This window comes from Comamonas sp. GW821-FHT11H03 (genome assembly GCF_058807955.1).
In genome coordinates this window covers 921,098-945,052 of the sequence record NZ_JBXARF010000001.1, presented here as the reverse complement: position 1 = coordinate 945,052, position 23,955 = coordinate 921,098, and the positions used below count along the sequence as shown (strand labels likewise).

The 23,955-nt window shown below is 64.1% G+C and carries 28 protein-coding genes and 1 pseudogene; 14 read left to right on the top strand and 15 right to left on the bottom strand.

The genetic code is table 11. The annotated features are described in order from the left end of the window. Nucleotides 1-34 precede the first annotated feature (34 nt). Nucleotides 35-1,267: a DUF711 family protein gene (locus tag AC1RTQ_RS04450; protein WP_492874497.1), complete on the bottom strand. Its 1,233-nt coding sequence runs from the start codon at nucleotides 1,265-1,267 to the stop codon at nucleotides 35-37. Nucleotides 1,268-1,324: 57 nt separating this feature from the next. Further along, entirely contained in the window at nucleotides 1,325-1,663 is a 339-nt protein-coding gene (locus AC1RTQ_RS04445; protein ID WP_053283100.1) for a tRNA-binding protein, read from the bottom strand. Between the two features lie 179 nt (nucleotides 1,664-1,842). Between AC1RTQ_RS04445 and AC1RTQ_RS04440 the strand changes: the two genes are divergently transcribed. Both AC1RTQ_RS04440 and AC1RTQ_RS04435 read left to right on the top strand, forming a co-directional pair. Beyond that, nucleotides 1,843-3,141 (top strand): THUMP domain-containing class I SAM-dependent RNA methyltransferase, encoded by a 1,299-nt coding sequence (locus tag AC1RTQ_RS04440; RefSeq protein WP_492874496.1) that lies wholly within the window; start codon nucleotides 1,843-1,845, stop codon nucleotides 3,139-3,141. Beyond that, nucleotides 3,138-3,632, top strand: coding sequence for a PIN domain-containing protein (locus AC1RTQ_RS04435; RefSeq protein ID WP_409815329.1), 495 nt, complete (start codon nucleotides 3,138-3,140; stop codon nucleotides 3,630-3,632). Before AC1RTQ_RS04440 ends, AC1RTQ_RS04435 begins: the two co-directional genes overlap by 4 nt. Before the next feature lie 111 nt (nucleotides 3,633-3,743). Here AC1RTQ_RS04435 and fos read toward each other — a convergent pair whose 3' ends face one another. Next, on the bottom strand, nucleotides 3,744-4,154 hold the full coding sequence (gene fos / locus AC1RTQ_RS04430; RefSeq protein ID WP_492874520.1) for a fosfomycin resistance glutathione transferase: 411 nt from the start codon (nucleotides 4,152-4,154) through the stop codon (nucleotides 3,744-3,746). A gap of 52 nt (nucleotides 4,155-4,206) precedes the next feature. Then, nucleotides 4,207-5,010, bottom strand: coding sequence for an SDR family NAD(P)-dependent oxidoreductase (locus AC1RTQ_RS04425; protein WP_492874495.1), 804 nt, complete (start codon nucleotides 5,008-5,010; stop codon nucleotides 4,207-4,209). A 239-nt stretch (nucleotides 5,011-5,249) separates the two neighbouring features. On the opposite strand from AC1RTQ_RS04425, the gene AC1RTQ_RS04420 reads away from it, so the two are divergent. Then, nucleotides 5,250-5,570 (top strand): DMT family transporter, encoded by a 321-nt coding sequence (locus tag AC1RTQ_RS04420; RefSeq protein ID WP_003080957.1) that lies wholly within the window; start codon nucleotides 5,250-5,252, stop codon nucleotides 5,568-5,570. Nucleotides 5,571-5,592: 22 nt separating this feature from the next. Here the strand turns inward: AC1RTQ_RS04420 and AC1RTQ_RS04415 are convergent, their stop codons facing one another. Next, nucleotides 5,593-6,255: a hypothetical protein gene (locus AC1RTQ_RS04415; RefSeq protein WP_492874494.1), complete on the bottom strand. Its 663-nt coding sequence runs from the start codon at nucleotides 6,253-6,255 to the stop codon at nucleotides 5,593-5,595. Nucleotides 6,256-6,404: 149 nt separating this feature from the next. On the opposite strand from AC1RTQ_RS04415, the gene AC1RTQ_RS04410 reads away from it, so the two are divergent. Beyond that, nucleotides 6,405-7,541: a 3-deoxy-7-phosphoheptulonate synthase gene (locus tag AC1RTQ_RS04410; protein ID WP_492874493.1), complete on the top strand. Its 1,137-nt coding sequence runs from the start codon at nucleotides 6,405-6,407 to the stop codon at nucleotides 7,539-7,541. Between the two features lie 100 nt (nucleotides 7,542-7,641). Here AC1RTQ_RS04410 and AC1RTQ_RS04405 read toward each other — a convergent pair whose 3' ends face one another. The 5 genes and pseudogenes from AC1RTQ_RS04405 to ureE form a co-directional block, all read right to left on the bottom strand. Beyond that, on the bottom strand, nucleotides 7,642-8,157 hold the full coding sequence (locus AC1RTQ_RS04405; RefSeq protein ID WP_492874492.1) for a GNAT family N-acetyltransferase: 516 nt from the start codon (nucleotides 8,155-8,157) through the stop codon (nucleotides 7,642-7,644). Nucleotides 8,158-8,782: 625 nt separating this feature from the next. Next, the gene (ureG, locus tag AC1RTQ_RS04400; RefSeq protein WP_492874491.1) at nucleotides 8,783-9,442 is read right to left on the bottom strand and encodes an urease accessory protein UreG; all 660 of its coding nucleotides are present in this window, start codon (nucleotides 9,440-9,442) and stop codon (nucleotides 8,783-8,785) included. A 32-nt stretch (nucleotides 9,443-9,474) separates the two neighbouring features. Further along, nucleotides 9,475-9,807 carry an antibiotic biosynthesis monooxygenase family protein gene (locus AC1RTQ_RS04395; protein WP_302088706.1) on the bottom strand — a complete coding sequence of 111 codons (333 nt, stop codon included), beginning with the start codon at nucleotides 9,805-9,807 and terminating at the stop codon, nucleotides 9,475-9,477. A 13-nt stretch (nucleotides 9,808-9,820) separates the two neighbouring features. Beyond that, a complete protein-coding gene (locus AC1RTQ_RS04390) occupies nucleotides 9,821-10,537 on the bottom strand; it encodes an urease accessory protein UreF (RefSeq protein ID WP_304351856.1) in 717 nt (238 codons plus the stop codon). Next, a pseudogene (ureE, locus tag AC1RTQ_RS04385) lies at nucleotides 10,524-11,042 on the bottom strand (urease accessory protein UreE); the annotation flags it as partial. The gene AC1RTQ_RS04390 and the pseudogene ureE, both read right to left, overlap by 14 nt. Before the next feature lie 92 nt (nucleotides 11,043-11,134). On the opposite strand from ureE, the gene AC1RTQ_RS04380 reads away from it, so the two are divergent. After that, nucleotides 11,135-11,671 (top strand): gamma-glutamylcyclotransferase family protein, encoded by a 537-nt coding sequence (locus AC1RTQ_RS04380; RefSeq protein WP_492874490.1) that lies wholly within the window; start codon nucleotides 11,135-11,137, stop codon nucleotides 11,669-11,671. On the opposite strand, the gene ureC is transcribed toward AC1RTQ_RS04380, so the two are convergent. The 5 genes from ureC to AC1RTQ_RS04355 all read right to left on the bottom strand — a co-directional run bounded on the left by ureC (nucleotide 11,656) and on the right by AC1RTQ_RS04355 (nucleotide 15,462). Then, nucleotides 11,656-13,398, bottom strand: coding sequence for an urease subunit alpha (gene ureC / locus AC1RTQ_RS04375; protein ID WP_302088709.1), 1,743 nt, complete (start codon nucleotides 13,396-13,398; stop codon nucleotides 11,656-11,658). The two genes, AC1RTQ_RS04380 and ureC, sit on opposite strands and share 16 nt — an antisense overlap. Nucleotides 13,399-13,421: 23 nt before the next feature. Beyond that, a complete protein-coding gene (locus AC1RTQ_RS04370; RefSeq protein ID WP_492874489.1) occupies nucleotides 13,422-14,093 on the bottom strand; it encodes a LysE family transporter in 672 nt (223 codons plus the stop codon). Nucleotides 14,094-14,099: 6 nt separating this feature from the next. Further along, complete coding sequence (locus AC1RTQ_RS04365; RefSeq protein ID WP_302088711.1) at nucleotides 14,100-14,423, bottom strand: urease subunit beta; 324 nt, start codon at nucleotides 14,421-14,423, stop codon at nucleotides 14,100-14,102. 54 nt (nucleotides 14,424-14,477) lie between these two features. Beyond that, a complete protein-coding gene (locus AC1RTQ_RS04360; RefSeq protein WP_302088712.1) occupies nucleotides 14,478-15,095 on the bottom strand; it encodes a HupE/UreJ family protein in 618 nt (205 codons plus the stop codon). A gap of 64 nt (nucleotides 15,096-15,159) precedes the next feature. Beyond that, a complete protein-coding gene (locus AC1RTQ_RS04355; protein ID WP_003068240.1) occupies nucleotides 15,160-15,462 on the bottom strand; it encodes an urease subunit gamma in 303 nt (100 codons plus the stop codon). Between the two features lie 246 nt (nucleotides 15,463-15,708). Between AC1RTQ_RS04355 and AC1RTQ_RS04350 the strand changes: the two genes are divergently transcribed. The 9 genes from AC1RTQ_RS04350 (at nucleotide 15,709) to AC1RTQ_RS04310 (ending at nucleotide 23,950) form a co-directional block, all read left to right on the top strand. Beyond that, nucleotides 15,709-17,820 (top strand): TonB-dependent receptor, encoded by a 2,112-nt coding sequence (locus AC1RTQ_RS04350; RefSeq protein WP_492874488.1) that lies wholly within the window; start codon nucleotides 15,709-15,711, stop codon nucleotides 17,818-17,820. A gap of 15 nt (nucleotides 17,821-17,835) precedes the next feature. After that, nucleotides 17,836-18,567, top strand: coding sequence for a DUF4198 domain-containing protein (locus AC1RTQ_RS04345; protein WP_492874487.1), 732 nt, complete (start codon nucleotides 17,836-17,838; stop codon nucleotides 18,565-18,567). Between the two features lie 47 nt (nucleotides 18,568-18,614). Next, entirely contained in the window at nucleotides 18,615-19,244 is a 630-nt protein-coding gene (locus tag AC1RTQ_RS04340) for a TetR family transcriptional regulator C-terminal domain-containing protein (RefSeq protein WP_409815312.1), read from the top strand. A 119-nt stretch (nucleotides 19,245-19,363) separates the two neighbouring features. Beyond that, nucleotides 19,364-19,666, top strand: coding sequence for a 2Fe-2S iron-sulfur cluster-binding protein (locus tag AC1RTQ_RS04335; RefSeq protein ID WP_492874486.1), 303 nt, complete (start codon nucleotides 19,364-19,366; stop codon nucleotides 19,664-19,666). Nucleotides 19,667-19,675: 9 nt separating this feature from the next. Continuing rightward, on the top strand, nucleotides 19,676-20,263 hold the full coding sequence (locus tag AC1RTQ_RS04330; protein WP_302088717.1) for an NAD(P)H-dependent oxidoreductase: 588 nt from the start codon (nucleotides 19,676-19,678) through the stop codon (nucleotides 20,261-20,263). A 10-nt stretch (nucleotides 20,264-20,273) separates the two neighbouring features. Next, nucleotides 20,274-21,569: an amidohydrolase family protein gene (locus AC1RTQ_RS04325; RefSeq protein ID WP_492874485.1), complete on the top strand. Its 1,296-nt coding sequence runs from the start codon at nucleotides 20,274-20,276 to the stop codon at nucleotides 21,567-21,569. Then, on the top strand, nucleotides 21,566-22,027 hold the full coding sequence (locus AC1RTQ_RS04320) for a RidA family protein (protein ID WP_492874484.1): 462 nt from the start codon (nucleotides 21,566-21,568) through the stop codon (nucleotides 22,025-22,027). Before AC1RTQ_RS04325 ends, AC1RTQ_RS04320 begins: the two co-directional genes overlap by 4 nt. Before the next feature lie 28 nt (nucleotides 22,028-22,055). Then, nucleotides 22,056-22,913 (top strand): creatininase family protein, encoded by an 858-nt coding sequence (locus AC1RTQ_RS04315; RefSeq protein ID WP_492874483.1) that lies wholly within the window; start codon nucleotides 22,056-22,058, stop codon nucleotides 22,911-22,913. Between the two features lie 89 nt (nucleotides 22,914-23,002). Beyond that, nucleotides 23,003-23,950, top strand: a complete 948-nt coding sequence (locus tag AC1RTQ_RS04310) for an ABC transporter substrate-binding protein (RefSeq protein ID WP_492874519.1) — start codon at nucleotides 23,003-23,005, stop codon at nucleotides 23,948-23,950. Nucleotides 23,951-23,955 lie beyond the last annotated feature (5 nt).

Here is a 23,955-nt window from a genome sequence, read left to right as displayed (position 1 = left end):
GATGGTCAAGCGCAGCTGCCCGCTTGTCAGATGCTCAAGGCAGAGCCAGTACGGCGCAGTTGCACAGATCCGCGCTCTCGAAGGCCGTGGTGTCGCCCGCTTTGAGCCCCGGCACGGGGAACAGGCGTACCGTCAGCGGCTTGTTGAGGCGAAAAGCCATGGTGCCCGTGTCGCGCATGACGGCGGCGATCTGCTCGGCGCTGCTGTCGCCCGGCACGGGCACGGTATCGAGGCCGATGCCGCAGACGCTGCTGTAGGTCAGCAGGGCGCGGATATCAAACTCCTCATCGAGGCTGGCCTGGGCCAGGCCCTCGTCCTCGGTGACTGCCAGCATCAGGCCGCTGAAGCCGATTTGCGTGACGCCGCTGACCGATTTGAAGACTCGCGTCAGCAGGGCCGAGGCCTCCACCGTGCCGCTGGCGCCGAAATGGGGCACGCCCAGCAGTTGGTAGACATCGACCATGGAGGCGCAGGACTTCGAAGGCGCAGCCGAGGTGTCCATGCCCGCGATATGCCAGCCCTCGGCCAGCGTCACACCGTCGGCGCAGCGCTGGATGGTGGTGGCATGCTCGTTCAGGGTCTGGCTCAGGCGCTCGAATGCGAGCCTGAACCATGCCGCGTGATCGAGCTGCAGGCGCTGGTGCTGCAGCTGCTGCAGTTCAGCCACCATGAGGTCTGGCGTTTCCAGACCCAGCACCAGGGCGCCGTGGTGCTGGCCGCGGTGGTAGCTGGCCGGGAAATAGGGAATGCCGGGCGCGCAGTTGAAGTTGACCGTGAAGTTGAAATTGCCTTCGCCGCGCGGCGTGGTGCGCGCGATTTGCTGAATTGCCTGCACGCTTTGGGCCAGCAAGCCGGTCTGCACAAAGCCATGTTCATCCAGATCGATATTCACGCAGGCGTTGCACAGGTCGCCATAGGCGGCAATCAGCTGCGGCAGCAGGGCCACTTCCTGCGCATTGCGCGCTTCGCCCACGGCAAAGCGGATGCGGCGTTTGCCGGTGTTGATGGCCTTGAGCGTTTCGGCAATGCGCTGCAGGCCGGCGAGGGCGCCGTCTATGCCGCGGACGTCCAGATATTCGCCAAACGGGTTGCTCACGATGCGGATGGACTGCACCTGATAGCCCCGGGCCTCGATGGCATCGGCCACGGCATCGCATTGCTGCTTGGCCTGTGTCAGGCCCGCCTGCCACTGCGCCTCATCAGCGCTCAGGTTGACAAAGGCGGTGACGGTGCGCACGCGCACCAGCGGGTTGAAGCTGATATTCATAGCAGTATCCGTAGGCGGGAGAATGGCCGGCTGCCATTTTGCCTCTGAATATGCCGATCACAGCAGACGTGTGCCCAGCGGCACCTCCTTGTCGGGCACGCACAGGGCCACGGCTCCCGTGGCGTCGTGAAAGCCGGTCACAAGACATTCGCTCATCAAAGGCCCAATCTGCTTCTTCGGAAAGTTGACCACGGCCACCACCAGCCGTCCTATCAGCTCCTCGGGCTGGTAGTGGGCGGTGATCTGCGCGCTGGACTTGCGCTGGCCCAGCTCGGGACCCAGGTCCACCAGCAGCTTGTAGGCGGGTTTGCGGGCCTCGGCAAAGACCTCGGCCTGCAGCACGCGGCCCACGCGCAGTTCCACCTTCATAAAGTCGTTCCAGCTGATTTCTTCCATGTCGTCATCGCTCCTTGGCCTGGCATCATGCCTCGGGCCCTGCGTGTATCTGTAGAGCAACGCTTGTCGTGCGCGGGCACCGGAAAAGGCCTAGCGCGTATGCTTATGCCCTGTAAAGCGCACAACAGGCTCCCGTGAGCGTCCGGCGCCTGCGCCACTGCTGGCGCGCACTGATTTCTATGAACCAACTGCATTTGTTTCTGCCCTGCGCCGCCGGCGTCGAGGGCTTTCTGGCCGACGAGGTCCACGCCATCACCGGCGCCAGCGGGCAGGATCTGCTCGTGGGCCGGGGCGGCGTCATGCTGCGCGGCATGTGGCGCGATGCCATGCTGCTCAATCTGCACAGCCGTCTGGCTCAGCGCGTGCTGATCGAGCTGTCGCACACCATGTACCGCAGCGAGAACGATCTGTACCGAGCCGCCAGCGAGGTGGCCTGGGAGATCTGGTTTAGCCCCAAGGAAACCTTCAAGATCGAAGTCACGGCCCAGCACAGCCCGCTGACCAGCCTGAACTTTGCGGCGCTCAAGGTCAAGGACGCGATTGCCGACCGTTTTCGCGCCAAGCGCAACGGCGTGCGCCCCAGCGTGGAGACCCATCACCCCGATGTGCGCGTGCACCTGCACCTGACGACCGACGGCGCCACCCTCTATATCGACACCTCGGGCGAGGCGCTGTTCAAGCGCGGCTGGCGCGAGGACAAGGGCGATGCCCCGCTCAAGGAAACCCTGGCCGCGGCCATGATTGCTGCCTCGGGCTGGAACCCGCATGGCGACAACCCCCAGCCGCTGTACGACCCCTGCTGCGGCAGCGGTACCCTGGTGATCGAGGCCGCGCAGATCGCGCGCAAGATTCCGGCCGGCATTCTGCGTCGCTTTGCGTTCGAGAAGCTCGTGCCTTTTCAGCGCCATGTATGGGAAGCCATGCTGGATGAGGCCGAGAGCCAGATCCTGCCTGAATCACCGGTGGGCATTTACGGCTCGGACATCGCCTTCCGCATGGTGGACTTTGCCCAGCGCAATGCCGAGCGTGCGGGTGTGTCCGACACGGTCAGCCTGCGCGGCGGTGATGCCTTGCAGCGCATGCCGCCCAGCGAGCAGCCGGGCATGATGCTGCTGAACCCGCCCTATGGCGAGCGTATTGCGGCCGCCGGCAGCGCAGGCCGCAATGCGGCCGAGCGCATGGGCCAGGTCGAACGCGCAGGCCGTGAAACCGCGCAGACCGAGGACGGCGGCGAATTCTTTAGTCAGCTGGCCAGCCATTGGAAAAAGAACTACAGCGGCTGGAGCGCCTGGATGCTGACGCCCGACCTCAAGCTGCCCAGCAAGATGCGCCTCAAGGAGTCGCGCCGCACGCCCATGTGGAACGGCCCTATCGAGTGCCGTCTGTTCTGCTTCGACATGATCAAGGGCGCGGTCAAGCCACGCAAGCCTGCGGACGATGCTCAGCAGAGCGGCAAGCCGGAAGGCCGGCCTGAATGAAGATCGCCCCCCTGCGCTGGCCGGCCTGCAACGCCGGCTACGACGGCCCTTTGCCGCGCCCCATGATTCTGGACACCAATGTGGTGCTGGACATGCTGATCTTTGACGACCCGGATATCCCCGCCATCCGCGAGCTGGTCGCCCGTGGCGAGGTACGCTGGATTGCCGACGAAGCCCAGCGCATCGAGTTGGGGCGCGTGCTGCACTACAGCCAGATTGCGCCGCGCGTCAGCTACTACGGCAAGACGCCCGAAGGCGTGATGGCCGCTTTTGACGCAGCCGTCGAATATGTGTCCGCTGCCCCCAAGATCCGCTTTACCTGCACCGATCCCGACGACCAGCATTTCCTCGATCTGGCCAGCCAGCACAAGGCCTTGCTGGTCAGCAAGGACAGGGCCGTGCTCAAGCAGCGCAAGCGCGTGGCAACGCACTATGGCGCGACGGTTGGCAATGTGGTGGTGATGGAAGAAGAGGAGCGGCTGGCCGCCTAGCGTGGCGCAGCCAGGCGTGCTCCCCTGCGTCGACTGGCGGCGCTTCTTGGAGCGCGGCTGTATCAAGCAGGCTCTTGCACCTTTTCTTGCCGTCGTTGCCTGGCCGCCGATTCAGTCGAAAAACTGCATGCCTGCGTAAGGCCGCAAGCGGCATTGCGCCAGGCGGCTTTCCAGCGAACCCACATGGGCTTCGAGCTGGTGGCCATCCGGGTCCAGAAAGTAGAAGGAATCGCCTTCGCTGTGGTTGCTCTTCCACTGCCGGACACCGCATGACCTGGCATGCTCCACAAAGTGCGCGAAGTCCCGCTGGGCAATCGTGAATGCGTAGTGGGTGTAGTCAGAGGTGCTGGCCTGACTTCGCTGTTCGTCTGAGGACAGGCACAGCCACAGATCGCCAAGTCCTAGATAGGCACCCATATCCCACTGCGCGCGTGGACGAAAGCCCAGCACGCGCACGTAGAAGTCCACGCTGCGCTGCAGGTCCGTTACGGCAAGCGTGAGGTGATTCAATCCGCAAAGCATGGTGGCGAGGGGCATGGGCAGCTCAAGGCGTCGAGTGTGCCATGGCCATGCATCACTTCGCTCTGGGCAACCAGGGCACGCCGTTGATATGACTGCCGCCATCGACAAACAGCGTGTTGCCCGTGACATAGCGACAGTCTTCGCTGGCCAGGAATAGGGCCGCGCCGCCAATGTCCCGCTCGGGATCGCCCATATGGCCCATGGGGTTCAGGCGCAGCATGTCGGCGGCGTTCTCGGGCTGGCTCACCGCAAATTTTTGATAGGCTTCGGTGGCCGCGCCGGGGCACAGGGCGTTGCAGCAGATGCCAAAGGCCGCCCATTCGCGTGCGGCAGAGCGGGTGAGCGTGCGCAGAGCTTCCTTGGCCATGTTGTAGTCCACCGAATAAGGGTGGGCGTTGACGCCGTTGAGCGAGCACATATTGATGACCCTGCCCCAGCGCCGCTCCCGCATGCCGGGGAACACTGCCTGCATGGCCCAGAGCGCCGATTGCGCACCGATGCGCCAGGCCCAGTCGGAATCGAGGTCGCTGAGCGTTTCGACCCTGGCAAAGCCGGGCGCGCTGGCGGGGCGGCGGCCCCAGGCATTGTTGACGAGGATGTCGATGTGGCCTAACCGCGCCAGGGCAGCATCGACCATGCTCTGCACGGCGGCGTGCTCGCTCACGTCGGCCACGGCATGAGCAACCTGAACGCCAAATTCGGCGCGGATTTCTGCGGCGGCCCTGGCACAGGTTTCGGCATTGATATCGGCCAGCCACAGGCTGGCGCCTTCCGCCGCAAAGCGGCGTGCCACGCCTTTGCCAATGCCGGCACCTGCGCCCGTGATCAGGGCTACGCGGTCTTGCAGTCGGTTCATTGTTCAGATTTTCTCGTTGGATGGACGAGTCACTGTGCGGCGTGACCGGCGTTGCGACATCGTCGAATCGGACGAGAAACCGGACCATGATTGTGGCGGCCGAACCACCCATGGCTGGCCCGGATTTGCCCGTGCGGATTAGGATTCATGCCGCAGGGACGACCTTGCCGGGCGATGCCATGCATGGCCTGAATTCCTGCCGGGACGGCCTGGCCATTCAATCTTCAAAGAGGTTCTCTATGGCTTGGGTTTATCTGCTGGTGGCCGGCGTTCTGGAAGTGGTCTGGGCCTTCACCATGAAGCAGTCCCATGGTTTCACCAACCTCAAATACAGCGCCATCACCATCGTGGCGATGATCGCCAGCTTCGGCCTGCTGTCGGTGGCCATGCGCTCGCTGCCCCTGGGCACGGCATATACGATCTGGACCGGTATCGGTGCTGTGGGTGCATTCCTGGTGGGCGTCACGGTGCTGGGCGAGCAGCTCAGCGCCATGCGCGTGGGAGCGGCGGTCCTGATCGTCAGCGGCCTGGTGCTGATGAAGCTTTCGGCCGGGGAATAAAGCACCGCCCGTACGCGCTGAATCAGCGCTCCAGGGCGGCTGGGGTCTCCGGCTCCATCGGGCATTTGCTCAGCCACAGTGCCAATCCCTGCCGGTAGGCGACCGGGTCCATGGCATCGCTGTGGCGGGGGATATGGTAGGCCTTGCCCTCGGCCGCGAGCCGGGCGCTGGCCACCTTGTAGAAGTCGGGCGTGGCCTGCAGGCGCGCGATCTGCGCCCATTCGAGCCGCTCTCGCGCACCCCGGTCGTGGATCAGCGTGAAGCCCTGATCGTCCAGCTGCAGGCGGTAGCCGCCCTCCATGCGCCGCAGGCGGGCCCGTAGGCCTGCGCGCACCATCTTCCGGAGCAGGCCCTGCAGCGGCGCCAGGCGCATGGCTTGGTGCTGACGCAACGCGCCGAGCAGGCGCGCTGAGTAGCGCTTCCACAGCAGGATGCACAGCACGGTCGAGACCAGCATGGCGATGATTTTTTCGGGGCTCAGCGGCTGGCCCGGCCGAGCGATGGCCAGCAGGCCGCCGCCCAGGCCCAGGCAGAACACCAGCGGGGCGAGCCAGCGCTCCTGCCAGCCCAATATCCGGGCCTGCAGGGCGGCCTGTTGTTGCGCGTGCTGCTGCATCTCGCGTTGCAGCGCGGCCTGCAGCCGGCAGTCGGTGTGGGCCGGGGTGATGGTGAACAGCAGTTCCATGGGCGTTGGCGTCCGGTCTTCTAGGGGTCGCCAGTCTACCGGGGCGGGGCGCCGTCCAGCCTTGCCTGGCTGGCGGCTGCAGGCCGCTTACCGCAGCCGCCGAAGGGGGCGAGCGCGCGGGTTAAAGCGCATGGCGCGACAATAACGGGATGACATCCTCCACGACGCCCCTGCATCCCAGCGCAGCTTCGGCCCGCAAGGCCCAGCCCAAACTGACCACGCTGGACAAGACCCGCATTGACGACACACGCATCAAGATCGTGCGCCCGCTGCTGACCCCGGCACTGCTGGAAGAGTGGCTGCCCGTGACCGAAGAGGCGCAGCAACTGGTCGAATCCAGCCGTGCCGCCATCTCGCGCGTGCTGCATGGCCAGGATGACCGGCTGGTGGTGGTGGTCGGGCCTTGCTCCATTCACGACCACGACCAGGCCATGGATTACGCGCGCCAGCTCAAGGTCCAGGCCGATGCGCTCAAGGACGATCTGCTGATCGTGATGCGGGTCTACTTCGAGAAGCCGCGCACCACCGTGGGCTGGAAGGGCTATATCAATGACCCGTACCGCGACGGCAGCTTTGCCGTCAACGAAGGGCTGGAGCTGGCGCGCCGCCTGCTGCTCGATGTGCTGGCGCTGGGCCTGCCGGCCGGCACCGAATTCCTGGACCTGCTGTCGCCGCAGTTCATCAGCGACCTGGTCAGCTGGGGCGCGATTGGCGCGCGCACCACGGAGAGCCAGAGCCATCGCCAGCTGGCCAGCGGTCTGAGCTGCCCCGTGGGCTTCAAGAACGGCACCGACGGCGGCGTGAAGGTGGCCAGCGATGCCATTTTGGCCGCCCAGTCCTCTCATGCTTTCATGGGCATGACCAAGATGGGCCAGAGTGCGATCTTCGAGACACGCGGCAATCAGGACTGCCACATCATCTTGCGCGGCGGCAAGGCTCCCAACTACGACGCGGCCCATGTTCAGGCAGCATGCGAAGTGCTGGAAAAAGCGGGCCTGCATCCGCAGGTGATGATCGACTTCTCGCATGCCAACAGCAGCAAGCAACATCGCCGCCAGATCGATGTATCAGCGGATGTGGCCCAGCAGATTGCCGGGGGCGACACACGCATCACCGGCGTGATGATCGAAAGCCATATTCGCGAAGGCCGTCAGGACATTGTCGAAGGGCATGAGCTGCAGTACGGGGTCTCGCTCACCGATGCCTGCATCAGCATGGAGCAGACCACTCCGGTGCTGGAGCAACTGGCAGCCGCCGTGCGTGCGCGTCGCCTCAAGGCGGCCTGACGCCGGGCAAACGAAGCGAGATGAACAAGAGGCGCCAAGGCGCCTCTTGTGCTTTTCAAAGGGTAGTCCTTGTGGACATTGGGCGGGGCCGCCCCTGTCTTCAAAGCTCCAGCGTCAGCTTGAGCATGTCCTTGTGCTGTACGCCGCGCTCCCACAGTGGGGTGGTGTAGTTCTGCAAAAAGAAGTCGCGCTCGATATCGGTGACGCGAAACCCCAGGCGTTGATAGAACAGCAACTGGTCGCCAAAGCTGCCAGTTCCCACTTCCAGTTGTTGCACGCCGCGTTCGCGCATCTCACGGATGGCGCGCTGCAGCAGGGCAGAACCTATGCCCTTGCTCTGCCAGGCCGTGGACACGGCCACGTTCATCAGCTCCCACCGGCGAAGGCCGTCGCCCTCGGGGATCAGCACGCATACGCCAATCAGGGCGCCGAGGCCGCTGGGCGTGAACTGTTCCGTCTGGCGCGCTGCGAAGCAGGTGGAGCCGGGCAGATAGCGCTTGACGCGCTCGCGTGAGGGGTCGGCCAGCAGCAGCAGATGCCAGGGGGCTTCTGCGGGGTTCATGGTGGTGATATGCCAGGAGTCGGTCGTGCCGGGGCCGGCCAGTGTGGAGCTCATGCGCGCACTCCCTTGCCGCGGAAGGCGGGCGCTGCATATCGGCCGGGCTGGATGTCGGCATTCACTCGATGGGACGAGAGTCCGTCCATCTGCTTCAAACCACAATCTCGCGCCATTTCCACTTTCCACCTGCGGGAGTTGTGATCCCGCCACAAATATTGTCAACAGGCCATAGCGTAGCAGTCGGAGGGCAAATTCGGTGACGTACTGGTGAAAAGTACAGCGTTCTGCGGCAATTTTGATGCAGGAATCTCGCAAACGTTGATCTGCACAGGCCTTGCAACTGCGTGAGCGAGCACTTCAGGGCAGTGCACTGACGAGCCTGACGTTCTTTGCGCAGGATGGGCTTTGCAAAAATGGGGCTAGTGGTTTATACTTAGCACCAAGGGTTAACCCTTAAGGTAAAACCCGCGAATGACAGTACATGAGATGCATACTGTCCATCGCTTGAAGTGCATCTCTTGATTTCATAGAAAGCTCATCATGCGCCAAGCTATCAACTCCCTGATCGAATTCATCCAAGAAGCTCGCGAGTTCCATCTGGATCTGGCCAACCAGTAATCACGCACTGGTTCGAGAAACAGCCGCCGCTCAAGGCGGCTTTTTTTCGTCCCGAAAGAGGCGATCAGGCCGTCAGCAGGCCTTGCTTCTCGATGAAGGCCACTACCTCGTCCAGACCTTCCAGTGTCTTGAGGTTGGTCATCACAAAAGGCTTGAGCCCTTTGGGCGAGGTGCGCTGCTTGATGGTGTCGCTGCGCATGATGTCCAGATTGGCGCCCACATGGGGGGCCAGGTCGGTCTTGTTGATGACGAAGAGATCGCTCTTGGTGATGCCGGGGCCTCCCTTGCGCGGAATTTTCTCGCCTGCCGCCACGTCGATCACGTAGATGGTCAGATCCGACAGCTCGGGACTGAAGGTGGCAGCCAGGTTGTCGCCGCCCGATTCGATGAAGACGATGTCGGCATCGGGGAAGTCCTTGAGCATGCGGTCAATGGCCTCCAGGTTGATGGAGGCGTCCTCGCGAATCGCCGTGTGCGGGCAGCCGCCGGTTTCCACACCCATGATGCGCTCGGCGGGCAGGGCGCCGCTGATGGTCAGTAGGCGCTGGTCCTCCTTGGTGTAGATGTCGTTGGTGATGGCGACAAGGTCCCATTTGCCGCGCATGGCCTTGCAGAGCATCTCCAGAATCGTGGTCTTGCCCGAGCCCACGGGCCCGCCTATGCCCACGCGCAGCGGCGGCAGCTTCTTGGTGCGGTTGGGGATATGGTGCAGTGCGGTCGACATGGTGAGTTCTTTAGTGAATGAGAGGGTTGCGATCAGCGGGCCTTGCCGTAGACACGCTCCACCTTGGCAATGCGCAGCTCGAAATGCTGGTACCAGGTGGTGTGGCCTTTTTCCTGGGCGATCTGGTGCTCGGCGTTGTGCTTCCATTGACGGATGGCTTCCTCGCTTTCCCAGTAAGACACGGTGATGCCGAAGCCCTGGGCATCGCGGGTGCTTTCAGCGCCCAGATAGCCTGCTTGCTGGCCGGCCAGCTCCACCATGCGCTCGGCCATCTCGCCATAGCCCTGGTCCGCCTGGGTGCGCAGGGAGGTGAAGATGGCGGCGTAGTACGGTGGCTGGGGTGTGGCGGCAAACAATGCAGACATGGCGGATGAAGGTTCAGCTACGGAAAAGTCGAGAATACTGGTGTTCATGCTGGGCCGAGAGAATGGCCAGCATGGGCGAAAAAGCCTGTCTTGCGCTGTCCGGCAATGCCAGTGCGTATTCGACGGCGGCGGGAATCTCGGCAGTCAGTCGCGCCAGAATGCGCTGGCCGGCGCTCTGGCCCAGGGGGACGGCCTTGATGGCGGCCTGAACCATGTTCTCTGCCCAGCCAAAGGCATAGGCCAGCAGTGCATCGCGCGGCGTGGCGCCGGTGCATTGCGCCGCAAACGAGAAGGCGATGGGGTAGCTGGCATCCTGCGCGGCCAGCCAGCGGATGGGGGCGAGCAGGGTTGTGTCATCGGCGTAGCGGTTTTTCAGCCACTCGGTCAGCGAGCGGCCCATCTGCTCGGTCTGCAGGCGCAACTCGCTGGTTTCGCGCGTGACTCTTACCCACTGGTTGAGGCTGGCAATGCGCGCCAGATCCGCGCTTTTCCAGGCCTGCATGGCCTGCGCAATCACGGCCATGTCTCCGCGCGACTGGGTCAGGTGCAGCTGCTGCACCAGCCAGCCGGCGGCCTCTGTTTCCGTTGTCACCAGCGCTGCATTGATGGCCGCTTCTAGCCCTTCAGAATAGGAAAAACCGCCGATGGGCAGCGCCGGCGAGGCCAGCCACATCAGCTGCAGAAAGCTCTGCGCGCCAAGAGCCAGCAGTGGCTCAGTGGGCGTGGTCATGCGAGTGTCCATGGCCATGATGATGGTGGCTGTGGCCGTCATTGGTCACATGGCCGCCATAGGCGCCTCCTTCGGGTTCAAAGGGCAAATCGGTCTCGACGACCGTCATATGCATGCTGCGCAGCATATCGGCCAGCACATGGTCGGGTTCGATCTTCAAATGGTCGGGCTGCAGCTCGATCGGCACATGGCGGTTGCCCAGATGGTAGGCCGCGCGCATCAGGTCAAACGGCGTGCCATGCTCGGCGCAGGCAGTGATGTGCAGCACTTTTTGCGGTGCGGCCAGCACGCGGATCAGGCTGCCGTCTTCGGCCACCAGCACATCGCCGCCGCGCACGGCCTGGCCGCGCGGCAAAAAGACGGCCAGCTCGCGACCCTGGCTGTCGGTGGCGGCAAAGCGGCTTTTCTGACGCACATCCCAGTCCAGTTCCACGGACGCTGCGCGTTTGAGGATGACGGTGGAAAGGCCCTGGCCTTGGAGCAGCAGCTTGTTGGCAGTCAGCATGGTGAATTCACAATGAAATAAAAGGCCCGAACCCGGTTGGCGCGCATGTTGCATGTGCTGCGCATCTCAGTGATTTTGATGGTTCGAGCAAGATGACCACTATTTTGGAAACTTCGGCAGAAATGGCAGCCCCGACCTCTTTGCATGATGCGCCTGCTGACTGGCAGGGCTGTGGCGCAGCCTATGTGGCGGTGTATGGCACTTTGCGTGCCGGTGGCATCAACGATATTGCCAGGCTCCAGCCGGGCATCGCCTGTGTTGGCAGGACCCTGCTGACCGGCACTTTGCATGACCTGGGCTGGTACCCGGGCCTGAGGCTGCAAGGCTCGCAGACCGTGCTGGCCGAGGTCTACCCCATGGACGCAGCACTGGAGCGGGCCATGGATCGCATCGAAGGCCTTTGGCCCGAAGACCTGGGCGAATACGCCAAGCGCATTCTGACGCTGCCCGTGATGCTGATCCAGGGCTCTCAGCAGTCCATCACGGTGCTGGTGTACGAGGCCTTGCCCGCCACCGTGAGCGCTGCGCCGCAGCTCGCCGTCAGCGACTGGCTGGCCTGGTTTGAGGGCAAGGGCGTGCAGCATCCGGATACGGAGTTTCAGCTCAACACCGCTCAGAACAGGAAGTAGCGCTGTGCCATGGGCAGGCTGACCGCGGGCTCGCAGGTCAGCAGATCGCCATTGGCGCGCACGGCATAGGTTTGGGCGTCCACCTCCATATGCGGCGCCAGATCGTTGTGGATCATGTGCTGCTTCTTCACCTTGCGTATGCCCTTGACTGCCGACAGGGTCTTGTGCAGCCCGAAGCGCTGGCCGATGCCGGCGGCAAGTCCTGCCTGGGAGACAAAGGTCAGAGAAGTTCTGGCAACCGCACCGCCAAAGCTTGCAAACATGGGGCGGTAATGCACGGGCTGAGGCGTGGGAATGGAGGCGTTCGGATCGCCCATGGCCGCCATGGCGATGCTGCCGCCCTTGAGTATGCAAAAAGGCTTGACGCCAAAGAAGGCGGGCTTCCAGATCACGATATCGGCCCACTTGCCCACCTCGATGCTGCCCACCTCGTGGCTGATGCCATGGGCAATCGCGGGATTGATGGTGTATTTGGCGATATAGCGCTTGATGCGGAAGTTGTCGTTGCGCGCGCCGTCGCCGCTCAGGGGGCCGCGCTGCAGCTTCATCTTGTGCGCGGTCTGCCAGGTACGCAGAATGACTTCGCCCACGCGGCCCATGGCCTGGCTGTCGGAGCTGAACATGCTGATGGCACCGATGTCGTGCAGGATGTCCTCGGCCGCAATCGTTTCCTTGCGGATGCGGCTTTCGGCAAAGGCCAGGTCTTCGGCAATGCCCGCGTCCAGGTGGTGGCAGACCATGAGCATGTCCACATGCTCGTCCAGCGTGTTGATGGTGTAGGGGCGGGTGGGGTTGGTGGAGCTGGGCAGCACATTGGCCTCGCCCACCACTTTCAGAATGTCGGGCGCGTGGCCGCCACCCGCACCTTCGGTGTGGAAGGTGTGAATGGTGCGGCCCTTGAAGGCGGCCACGGTGTCCTCCACAAAGCCGGACTCGTTGAGCGTGTCGGTGTGGATGGCGACCTGGGTGTCGGTGTCTTCGGCCACATCCAGGCAGTTGCTGATGGCGGCCGGCGTGCTGCCCCAGTCCTCGTGAAGCTTGAGGCCGATGGCGCCGGCACTGATCTGCTCATGCAGGCCGCCAGGCAGGCTGGCATTGCCCTTGCCCAGAAAACCCAGATTCATGGGGAAAGCGTCGGCGGCCTGCAGCATGCGCTCCATATGCCAGGGGCCTGGCGTGCAGGTGGTGGCGAAGGTGCCGGTGGCCGGGCCGGTGCCGCCGCCGATCATGGTGGTCACGCCGCTGGTCAGTGCTTCCTCGATCTGCTGCGGGGCAATGAAATGGATATGGGTGTCGATACCGCCTGCGGTGACGATATGGCCTTCGCAGGAGATGATTTCCGTGCCCGGGCCGATGATGATGTTCACACCCGGCTGGGTGTCCGGGTTGCCGGCCTTGCCTATGGCCGCGATGCGGCCGTCCCTGAGGCCGATGTCGGCCTTGACGATGCCCCAGTGGTCCAGGATCAGTGCGTTGGTCAGCACGGTATCGACCGCGCCACCTCCGTCAGGCCCTGTCCCCGTCCCGTCGCGTGTGCGCTGGCTTTGCGCCATGCCGTCGCGGATGGTCTTGCCGCCGCCGAACTTCACTTCCTCCCCATAGCCGCCAGCGGCCAGGGTGTAGTCTTTTTCGACCTCGACGATGAGTTCGGTATCGGCCAGGCGCAGGCGGTCGCCCACGGTGGGGCCAAAGGTTTCTGCGTAGGCTCGTCGGTCCATGGTGGCCATTGAGGAATCTCCGATTCAGGTATTCAGCGCAGGGACTGCTGCTGGGCTGCCGGTGGCAGGGCTGCGGGGCTTGTGACGAGCAGGTCGCGCAAGGTGCCCAGCGCCAGGGCCAGCAACAGTGCGGCGCAGCAGCGGTAGGTAAAACGGCTCCAGTGCGCGGCAGCGCGGCGGAAAAGCCGGTCCACCAAGGCTGCGCAGACAAAGCACCAGAGCAGGGATGAAGTCATGAATCCCGCGAAGAACAGCCCGTAATCGCCAGCGCTGGGCTGGGTCACTCCCACCGCCCCGAGGGCGCTGCCCATGGCTGCCCAGTAGGCTAGGTTCTGCGGGTTGCTCAGCGACAGGGCCATGCCGCGGCGCAGGGCCTGTTTCTGCGTGGCGGCGGCGGTGGTTGAGGCATCGAGCCGGTGTTCGGTTCGCGCGGCCTGCCAGCTGTCCCAGGACAGCCAGAGCAGGTAGGCGGCGCCCGCCAGGCCAACCGGCCAGCGCAAGGCGTCGATCTGCATGACCAGACCAATGCCGGCCAGGCCCAGCAAGGCCCAGCTCGCGTCACCCACCAGGGAGCCCAGCTGTACCGCCAGTGCAGGGCGATAGCCGCCGCGCACACCTTGGCGCACGGTCTCTGCAAACACCGCGCCGGGCGCAGCATTGAACACCAGGCCCAGCACGAAAGCAGAAGCAAACAGCATCAGCATGACCGGTCAGTCCCTGGCAACTGCGGGCAATGGACCCTGGAGCAGACCGCGAAAACCATAGATCTGGCGGTCACCGCCGATCTCGACCAGCTCCACCGTGCGCTGCTGGCCCGGCTCGAAGCGCACGGCCATGCCGCTGGCAATATTCAGGCGCATGCCGTGGGCGGCAGCGCGGTCGAAATCCAGGCCGGCATTGGTTTCGGCAAAGTGGTAGTGCGAGCCGACCTGAATCGGCCGGTCGCTGGCATTTTTCACCACCAGCGTGAGCGTGCGGCGGCCGGGGTTGAGTGCATGGCTGCCCTCGTCAAGAATCAGTTCACCGGGGATCATCTATCGTCTCCTTGCGCTAGAGCCCTGTGCTGCGCCGTGCCGGGGTGTTGCATATCACGCCAGTTTCGTCAGCATGAAAGCGCCGAGCGCGGCGGTGGCAGCTCCGCCGAGCCTGGCAGTCCATTGGTGGCGCTGCATGACGGCATGACCGAGCACCATGCCGGCGATATGCAGTGAGGCCGAGCCCAGCGCAATGCCCACCAGCGCGCCGACGGCAGCCAGGCCGCTGTCTCCGGCCAGCTCAAAGCCGTGCGCTGCGCCGTGGAAGAAGGCAAACACCGCAGCCAGTGCGGCGGCGGCGGCCCAGGGCATTTTTTGCTGGACCAGCACCAGCAGGCCCAGCACCAGCACGGATGCGGCAATCATGGGCTCCACGCCCGGCACCCACAGGCCGGCAAAGCCGGCCACGGCGCCCGCCACCAGCAGGGCCACAAAGGCCGCTGGTGCACGCCAGGCCGTGCGCAGCTCGGGCAGGGTCAGCGCGCTCCAGGCGCCTACGGCCAGCATGGCGGCCAGATGGTCCGCTCCGGTAAACGGGTGGGCAAAGGCATGAACCAGGCTATCGAGAAAGTGGTGATGGCCGCCTGCATCGGTGCCCATATGAGCGAGGGCGGACAGGGGCAGTGCAGTCGCCGCAGCGGTTGTGGTGGCAAGGAGCTTATTGAATTTCATAGCTGTCTGCGCTTGATGGATAAGGGTTTGATGGCTGAAAGGCTTGAATTCTCTGGATGCCGCTTCAGGCGATGGGCTCATGCACGGTGACCAGCTTGGTGCCATCGGGGAAGGTGGCCTCGATCTGGATGTCGGGAATCATCTCGGGGATGCCCTCCATCACATCGGCGCGGGTCAACACGCTACGGCCTTCGCTCATGAGCTGGGCCACGGTCCTGCCATCGCGCGCGCCCTCCATCACGAAGGCGCTGATCAACGCCACGGCCTCGGGGTAGTTGAGCTTGAGGCCGCGGGCCATGCGCCGTTCGGCCAGCAGGGCCGCGGTGAAGATCAGCAGCTTGTCTTTTTCGCGCGGTGTCAGTTCCATCTTCTTCAATCCCTCAGTCGGCGCGCGCATCCGGCAGGGCTGAATGAACGCGATGAGTCAGTGTCATGCCCCTTTATGTAGCAAGTGCCATGCCAAAGGCAAGCCTTTGTTGCCAGCCAGCAGGCAAGCCGTTGCAGATGTTCTGCACCTTGTTGGTGCCTTCGGCATGCGGTTGTGCACCACGGTGTATCGAAGAGGCAGCGATGGTGCTTTGTGGTGCATTGTCGAGCCGTAGCGGTGCATTGCATGGCACGAACTTTGCTGTTCTGGTGCATGTACAAAAGACCATTCAATAGGGGAGGCGCTCAGTGCCTGGGTACCACGGCAAGACTCGGAGTGCTGGCCTTGGGCGGTACGCTGTGGATGGCTTCAGCCGTGCAAGCGCAAACAGCCAAGGACGGCGACAAGGTATTGCCCGAGGTGAGGGTGAATGCCCAGGTCAAAGGCCAGGCGCTGGACGATGCGCAACGCGCGTTTTCCGTCACCGAGTTCAGGCGCGACGAGATTCGCGAGCAGCCCAGGCAGGAAGTGGAGTCGCTGTGGAATCTGGTGCCTGGAATGCATGTCAATCACTACCAGCTCAGCGGTGTGGCCAATGCGCTGGTGTTGCGCGGCTTTGGCGGCGGAGGCCATGGCGGCGATGTGGCGGCCACACTGGACGGCATCCCGCTCAACGAAGCCATGTCGCATGCCGATGGCTATTTCGATCTCAATGTGGTGGTGCCGCTGGAGCTGGATCAGCTCAATGTCTATCGCGGTCCCGTGTCGGTGCTGCAGGGCAATTACAACCGCGCCGGACTACTGGAGCTGCGCACGCGGCGCAGCGGCAGCTATACGGAGCTGGATGTCAGCGCGGGGTCGCGCGGCATGTTCGATGCCCAGGCCGCTCTCGGGCGCGGGCTGGAGGGGGGCGATCAGCTCAATCTGGCGGCCCAGCATTCGCGCGGTGACGGGGCGCGGCCTGCCTCTCGTTATGAGCGCAGCACCATCAGCGGCACCTGGAAGCACCAGGTGCACGAAAAACTCGATATCTCGCTGTCGGGCCGCTGGCACGAGGCGCGTGGCGACTCGCCCGGCTATCTGAGCGAAGCGCAATGGCGAGAGAATCCTCAGGGCAAGGACAGCCGTGTGGTGGGCGACGGTGCCGACAAGCACTTTGGCACGCTGCGTCTGGATGCGCAGTACGCACTGGATGCAGAGACCCGGCTGCTGGGCTTTGTCTACGGCACGCAGCAGGATTTTGTGCGCTGGTTCACCCGCCCGCGCAGCGCCACCTGGATGCAGCGCGAGGAGCGCTACGACCGCAGCGTGCTGGGAGCAGGGCTGAATCTCAGCGGCAAGTCCCTTCTTGCGGCGCGCGAGCTGAACTGGATGCTGGGTCTGGAGCAGGTGCGTGAGTCCACCGACTATGGCTACTGGGATGGATTGCTCGATCGCCGGCGCACCGGCCCTGCATTGAATGATCGCAATACGCGGCTCGACAACACGGCGCTCTACGGCCAGGCTGGCTGGCAGCCAACGGCCTGGTTGCAGACCACGGCGGCCTTGCGCTGGGACCACTTTGACGGCCGCTGCCGCCTGCTGGGGGCAGAGGCCGGTGGCGATGAGTGCAATCGCATGCAGGGCCGCAGCCATGCCAGCCCCAAGCTGGGGGCACTGGCGCAGCTCGATGCACGGACAGCCGTGCGGGCCAGCTGGTCGCAAGGCTTTGCGCTGCCCAGCGACTTTGCCAAATACGCGCTGCGCAACAGCGATCTGCATGCCAATATCTTTCGCCAGAGCGAGCTGGGCGTGGAGTGGAAACCATCGGCCCAGTGGCTGATCGATGCCTCGCTCTACCGCATCGGCTCCAGCCATGAAATACGCAACACGGCCCCCGGCGAGTATGAGAACCTGGGCGCGACCGTGCGCAAGGGCGCCGAGCTGCAGCTGCACTGGCTGCCCAGCCGTCACTGGCATGTGGAATGGGCCTATGGCCGCAATCGCTCCGAAGTCACGCAGAACGCGAACGCCGCACTGCTTGGCAGGCGTGTGGTGGCCGTGCCCGAGTACACCAGCACCCTGCATGTGCGCTGGATGCCGCACAGCGATGTCACCGTGCATGGCTTGCTGCGCCATGTGGGGCGCGCGCCCATCAATACCGGCAATACCGAATGGGCAGGCAGCTATCGCTGGCTGGACCTGGGCCTGCAGTACCGCCTGCCGGCGAGCCTGGCGCGCAATGCCCACCTGAGCCTGTGGCTGCGCAATGCCGCCAACACCCGCTATGCCAGTACCACCACCATGATTGCCGGCCAGCGTCTGGTCGCGCCCGGCGCGCCGCGCAGCGTGCAACTGGGCCTGCAGTTTTCCTTATGATTTTTCGGAGCCTCCATGTCTGTTTGCAGCACACGTCACAACATCATCGCGCGCATTCTGTGCACCACGGCCGCTGCCTGGCTGCTATGCGCCCAACCGGTCTCTGCCCATAACGTCTGGCTGGAGCCCGATGCCCAGGGCGGCTATGTCATGCAGTTTGGCGGTCATGAAGGCAGGACCGAAGTCTTTGACCCGGCCAAGCTGCAGCGCGTGCATGCCTATGACCTGCGCGGCCGCGAGGTGTCCAGCGATGTAAAGAATGTGCAGGGCGGTATCCGTGTCAAGCCCGATGCCAAGGCTGCGCTGATAGCCGTTGAGCTGGACAACGGCTATTTCAGCAGTGCCAGGGCCGAGGGCGAGATGCTGCCTTTGCCCATGGACAAGAACCCCGGTGCGGTGCGCGGCGTGCATGCGCGCAAGTTCCACAAGACCGTGGTGCAGTGGGGCGTCGTCACGCAAAAGCCGCTGGGCCAGATGTTCGAGGTGGTGCCGCTGCAGGGGCAGTCTCCCCATGCCGGTCAGCCGCTCAAGCTGCAGGTGTTGCTGCATGGCAAGCCGCAGCCCGGCGTCAGGCTGTCCTGGGGAGAGAGTGGCTCTCCCAAGATGACGGACGCGCAGGGGCAGGCGAGCATGACGCCTGCTGTCGGCAGCAATACGCTGCAGGCCATATTGCGTCAGCCGGTGCAGGGCGATCCCCAAACCACCGAGAACAGCTACGAGTATCTGCTGCGCTTTGCCGTGCATTGATGAAGCTGCATTCCGCCAGTTCAAGATCCGTTTCACAGCCTGCTGCCATGACCGATTCCACGCCTGTTGTCCGCCGCACCCGAGAGCAGATTCTGCAAGCCATCCGCGAGGCGGCGATTGCGGAGTTCAGCAGCCATGGCTTCAAGGGGGCATCCACCCAGGCGATCGCGGAAAGAGCGGGCCTGACCAAGCCCCAGTTGCATTACTACATCGAGAGCAAACAGGCCTTGTACGACGAGCTGCTCTATGCCTTGCTGGAGGCCTGGTCGGCGGCATTTGCGTTCGATCCGGCACTGGACGATCCGGCGCAGATCATCGGCAACTATGTGCGGCGCAAGCTGGACTATGCGCTGGACAATCCGGCCCTGTCGCGCATCTTCACCAACGAGGTGCTGGGTGGTGGCTTGCGTCTGCATCAATACTGGCCTGTCGCGCTGAGATCCACGGAGCAGAAGGTGGATCTGATCAATGCCTGGATCGCGCAGGGCCGCATGCGCAGCCTCGATGCGCGCGTGCTGCTGATGCAGATCTGGGGCATGACCCAGCACTATGCGGACTATGCGGTGCAGGCCAGGGTCATGCTGGAGTGCGCCGACGACCAGCCGCTGGATCGCGAGCATATCGCCCGGGAACTCACCACTTCCGTGCTGCTGAGCTGCGGTCTGGCACCAATTTGAAGTCGGTCTGCGCAAGCCTGGTGCAGGTGGCCCTGGCGGCAGGCCGGTAGCGCTCCCTGGCGTGTTTTGGCACACCGCTTGCTTAGATTTGACCAGTCGATCAAATCGGATGGTCAATCATGCCCAACACTGCCCCGGATACTCTGGAAACGCCCGTAGAACAAGGCTTTGAGCTGGTATTGCTGCGTCAGGGATTGCGCTTGCCGGTGGAGCCCGCAGAGCGCATCACCGATGTGCTGCAACTGGCCGGTGTGCCCATAGAGACGGTGTGCGAGCAAGGCATTTGCGGCACTTGCGTCACGCGCTGGACGGCTGGCGATCCGGAACACCATGACCGCTGCCTGACCGCCGAGGAGCGCAGCACGCATGTGGCTTTGTGCTGCGCACGCAATCGCGGCGCGACGCTGACCCTGGATCTTTGAAGGGCCGTCATGCGAGTGCTTGTGATCTTCTCCCATCCCGTGGAAACCAGCTATCAGGCCGCATTGCATGCCGAGGTGGTGCAGCAGTTGCGCGGCGCAGGGCATGAGGTCGATGACTGCGACCTGTACGCGGAAGGATTCAATCCCGTGATGTCCCGCGAGGAACGCCTGGGCTATCACGAGGTGCCGCACAACCGGCTGCCGGTGCAGCGCTATGTGGACCGTCTGCTGTGGGCCGAGGCCGTGGTCTTTTGCTTCCCGACCTGGTGCTTTGGCCTGCCGGCCATGCTCAAGGGGTTCTTCGACCGCGTGCTGATGCCCGGGGTGGCCTTCGACATCAGCGATCCGCAGAACGTCAAACCGGCGCTGACCCATCTCAAGCGCATTGCGGCGGTGGTGACTTACGGGCGTCCGCGCTGGACCGCGCTTTTCATGGGCGACCCACCGCGCAAATGCATCACGCGCTATCTGCGCATCCTCACGGGCGGCAAGGCGCGTATCGACTATCACGCCTGCTACCACATGAACGTGGCCACGCCATCTCGGCTGCAGTCCTTCAAGGCCCATGTCGGCCGGGCCATGCGCCGCTTTGCCTAGGAGAGCCTCCATGTCCTCACATCTGACACTCTGCAATGCACGGCTGCCGCGCTGGTTGCTCGCGGCCCTGGGACAGCGCAGCGAGATGCCGCTGTCGCGCCTGGAGATCGCCAACGGGCGCATTGCGGCCATCGGGGCAGAAACTCCAGGCCTGCCGCGCAGCTTCGGCTCCCAGGTCTGGGATCTGCAAGGAGCGCTGGTGCTGCCGACCATGGTGGATGCGCATCTGCATCTGGACAAGGCGTTCACACTGGAGCGCATGGGAGCGGTGAAGCCGGGCCTGCTGGCCGCGATAGAGGCCATGATGGTGGACAAGCAGAACTGGACGGCGGCCGATGTGCGCCGCCGTGCGGGCCAGGGCCTGCAATGGGCCTATGAAGCCGGCGTTTCGCATGCACGCAGTCATTGCGACTGGTGGGAGCCGGACTCGGTGCCCGTGGCCTGGGAAGTGCTGCGCGAGCTGGCGCAGGAATGGGCCGGGCGCGTGCTGCTCGAGCGCGTCAGCCTGATTCCCCTGCATCTGTATGAGGAGCGCGGCATGGCGATGCGCCTGGCCAAGCAGGTGGCGCTCAGCGGCGCGGGGGCCTTGCTCGGCGGCTTTGTCCATTCCACCAACTGGAGTCCGCAGGCCTTGCGCAATCTGCTTGAGGCCGCGCAGCAGCACGGCCTGGACGTGGACCTGCATGTGGATGAGGAACTCAACCCCGCAGCCCAGGGACTGGCCACCACGGCCGCGCTGCTCAAGGAGCTGCGCTTCGAAGCACGTGTGGTCTGCGGCCATACCTGCGCGCTGGCGGCGCAACCGCTGGAGCAGGCGCTGCGCACGCTGGATGCCGTGGCCAGCACTCCCATCACCATGGTCAGCCTGCCGGTGACGAACCTGCTGCTGCAGGACGCGCAAACCGGTGTCACGCCGCGCCAGCGAGGCCTGACGCTGCTCAAGGAGGCCAGGGCGCGCGGCATACCGCTGATGATCTCCAGCGACAACGTGCAGGACCCTTTCTGTCCGCTGGGCAGTTTCGATCCGCTGGAGGCGCTGACCACCGGCGTGGCGGCAGCGCAGCTGACTTCGGCCTTTGACGAGTGGAGCGACAGCGTCTGTCGCCGCGACTGGCTGGGTCATGGTGTCGGCCGCCTGCCGCTGCAGCCTGGCGCGACAGCCGATCTGGTGATCCTTCCTCAGTCCAGCGTCAGCGGCTTTCCATCCCGCAGCCAGCGCCGCGTGGTGATGCGCGAGGGGCGCGTCAGCAACGGCGAGCCGCTGGCTGCCTGGTTCACACCCTGCATTGAACGGAGCGTTGCATGAGCGCAGAAACCACAGGCATTGCCCAACCCCTGGCACGTTATGCGGCCTGGCGGCGGGCGGGCGATCTGGTGTTCCTGTCGGGCGTGATCGCCGTGGACCCGGGCGCCAATCGCATCGTGCGCGGCTATGCCGACATTCCTGCTGAAGCGGCGGCGCTGATCGGGCGTACCGGTGAGTTCAGCACCGACATCAAGGAGGGTCCCATCCTGGCGCAGAGCTGGTGGGTGCTGGACCGCATCCGCCAGACGGTGGAGGCCGCCGGCGGCCAGATGTCGGATGTCTTCAAGCTGGTGCAGTACTTCCGCAATCTGGACCAGTTCCCGCAGTACAGCCGTGTGCGCAAGCTGTTTTTTCCCGGCGAATCACCGGCTTCCACGGTGGTCGAGGTGGCGGGCATGCTGCCCACGCCGGACATTCTGATCGAGGTGGAGGCCACGGCCTATCTGCCCTTGCGTTGACCCATTCATCACTCACCCCGGAGAACCCATGCTGCACGGATACACCCCTGCCGAGCGCTTTCTGCCCTATCTGAGCTGGACCGAGGTTGCGGCCCTGCCGGACAAGGCCAATACCGTGATCGTGCTGCCTGTGGGCGCCATGGAGCAGCATGGTCCGCATCTGCCCTGCTCCGTGGATGCAACGATTGCGGCGGGCGTGGTCGGCGCCGCCATGGCGGAGTTGCCCGCCGCCGTGCCTGCATTCGCCATGGCCCCCATCGTCTATGGCAAGTCGGAGGAGCATCTGCACTTTCCCGGCACGGTGACCTTGAGCGGCGAAACCCTGCTGGCCACGATCAATGAAATCGGCGAGTCGGTGTATCGCGCAGGCTTTCGCAAGCTGCTGTTTGTCAACGGCCACGGCGGCCAGCCCCAGGTGCTGGAGATCGCGGCGCGCGAGCTGCGCCTGCGCCATGGCGACTTCATCGTGGTGCCGAGCTTTACCTGGCGCGTGCCGCATGTCGCGGGCCAATATCTGTCGAACCTGGAGAAAAAGCTGGCCATGCATGCAGGCCATGCCGAGACCGCACTGATGCTGGCGCTGGCACCGCAGACGGTGCACATGGAGCGGGCCGTCATCAACTACCCGCCCGTGTTCCCCTCCAGCCTGCTGTCGCCCGATGGCCGTCCCGCCTGCGCCTGGACCGCACGGGACTTCGGACCCAGCGGCGTGATCGGTGATCCGACCCCCGCCACCGCCGAACAGGGGCAGGAGATCCTGCAATCCCTGGCCCGAAGCTGGGCCGCCGCCATTGCCGAGCTGCACGAGCTGCAATGGGCCAGCCGCGACGAAGCCACCTGGGGCCGAGCCCAGCATCAGGGGCATGTGGAGCCTGCCCTGGCCTGACGCCCTTTCTCGCCTTGCCTGTTTCAAACCTTCGGAGATCCGCCACGATGAAGACTGCCAAACTCCTCAAACCCCTGACCTGCGCGGCCATGCTGGCCTGCGGTCTGAGCGGCCTCGGCCACGCCGAGGAAAAATTCGTCTACATGACCAACTGGTATGCCCAGGCCGAGCATGGTGGCTTCTACCAGGCCGTGGCCACAGGGCTGTACAAAAAGCATGGTCTGGAAGTCAGTATCAAGATGGGCGGCCCCCAGGTCAATATCACGCAGATGATGGCTGCCGGTCAGGCCGACTGTGTCATGGGCTCCAGCGATCTGCAGATGGTGCAGATGCGCGAGGGCGGCGTTCCCGTGACCACGGTGGCCGCGGTGTTCCAGAAGGATCCACAGGTGCTGATCGCCCATGAGGACGTGAAGCGGTTCGAGGACCTCAAGGGCAAGACCATTCTGATCGCCGCCTCCGCGCAGCGCGGCTACTGGCCCTGGCTCAAGGCCAAATATGGTTTCACCGACTCCCAGACCCGGCCCTACACCTTCAATATCCAGCCGTTTCTGGTGGACAAGAATTCGGCGCAGCAAGGCTATCTGACGTCCGAGCCCTTTGCGATTCAGAAGGCTGGCGTCAAGGCGAACACGCTGATGTTCAGCGATCGGGGCTTCCCGGCCTATGCCACGACCATCTCCTGCATGGACAAGACGGTCAAGGAGCGCAGCAAGGCGGTGCAGGCTTTTGTCACCGCCTCCATGGAAGGCTGGAAGAGCTATCTGGCCGATCCCGCGCCGGCCAATGCCCTGATCAAGAAAGACAACCCCAACATGACCGACGAACAGCTGGCCTACAGCGTGGGCAAGCTCAAGGAAATGAATATGGTCGCCGGCGGCGATGCCGCCAGGCTGGGCATCGGCGTGATGACCGATGCGCGGGTCAAGGCCAGCTATGACTTCCTGGTCAGCGCCAAGCTGATCGATCCGGCCAAGGTCAGGCAGGCCGATGCCTACAACCTGAGCCTGATTCAAAACATCAAGGTCCTGCCCTGATGGCA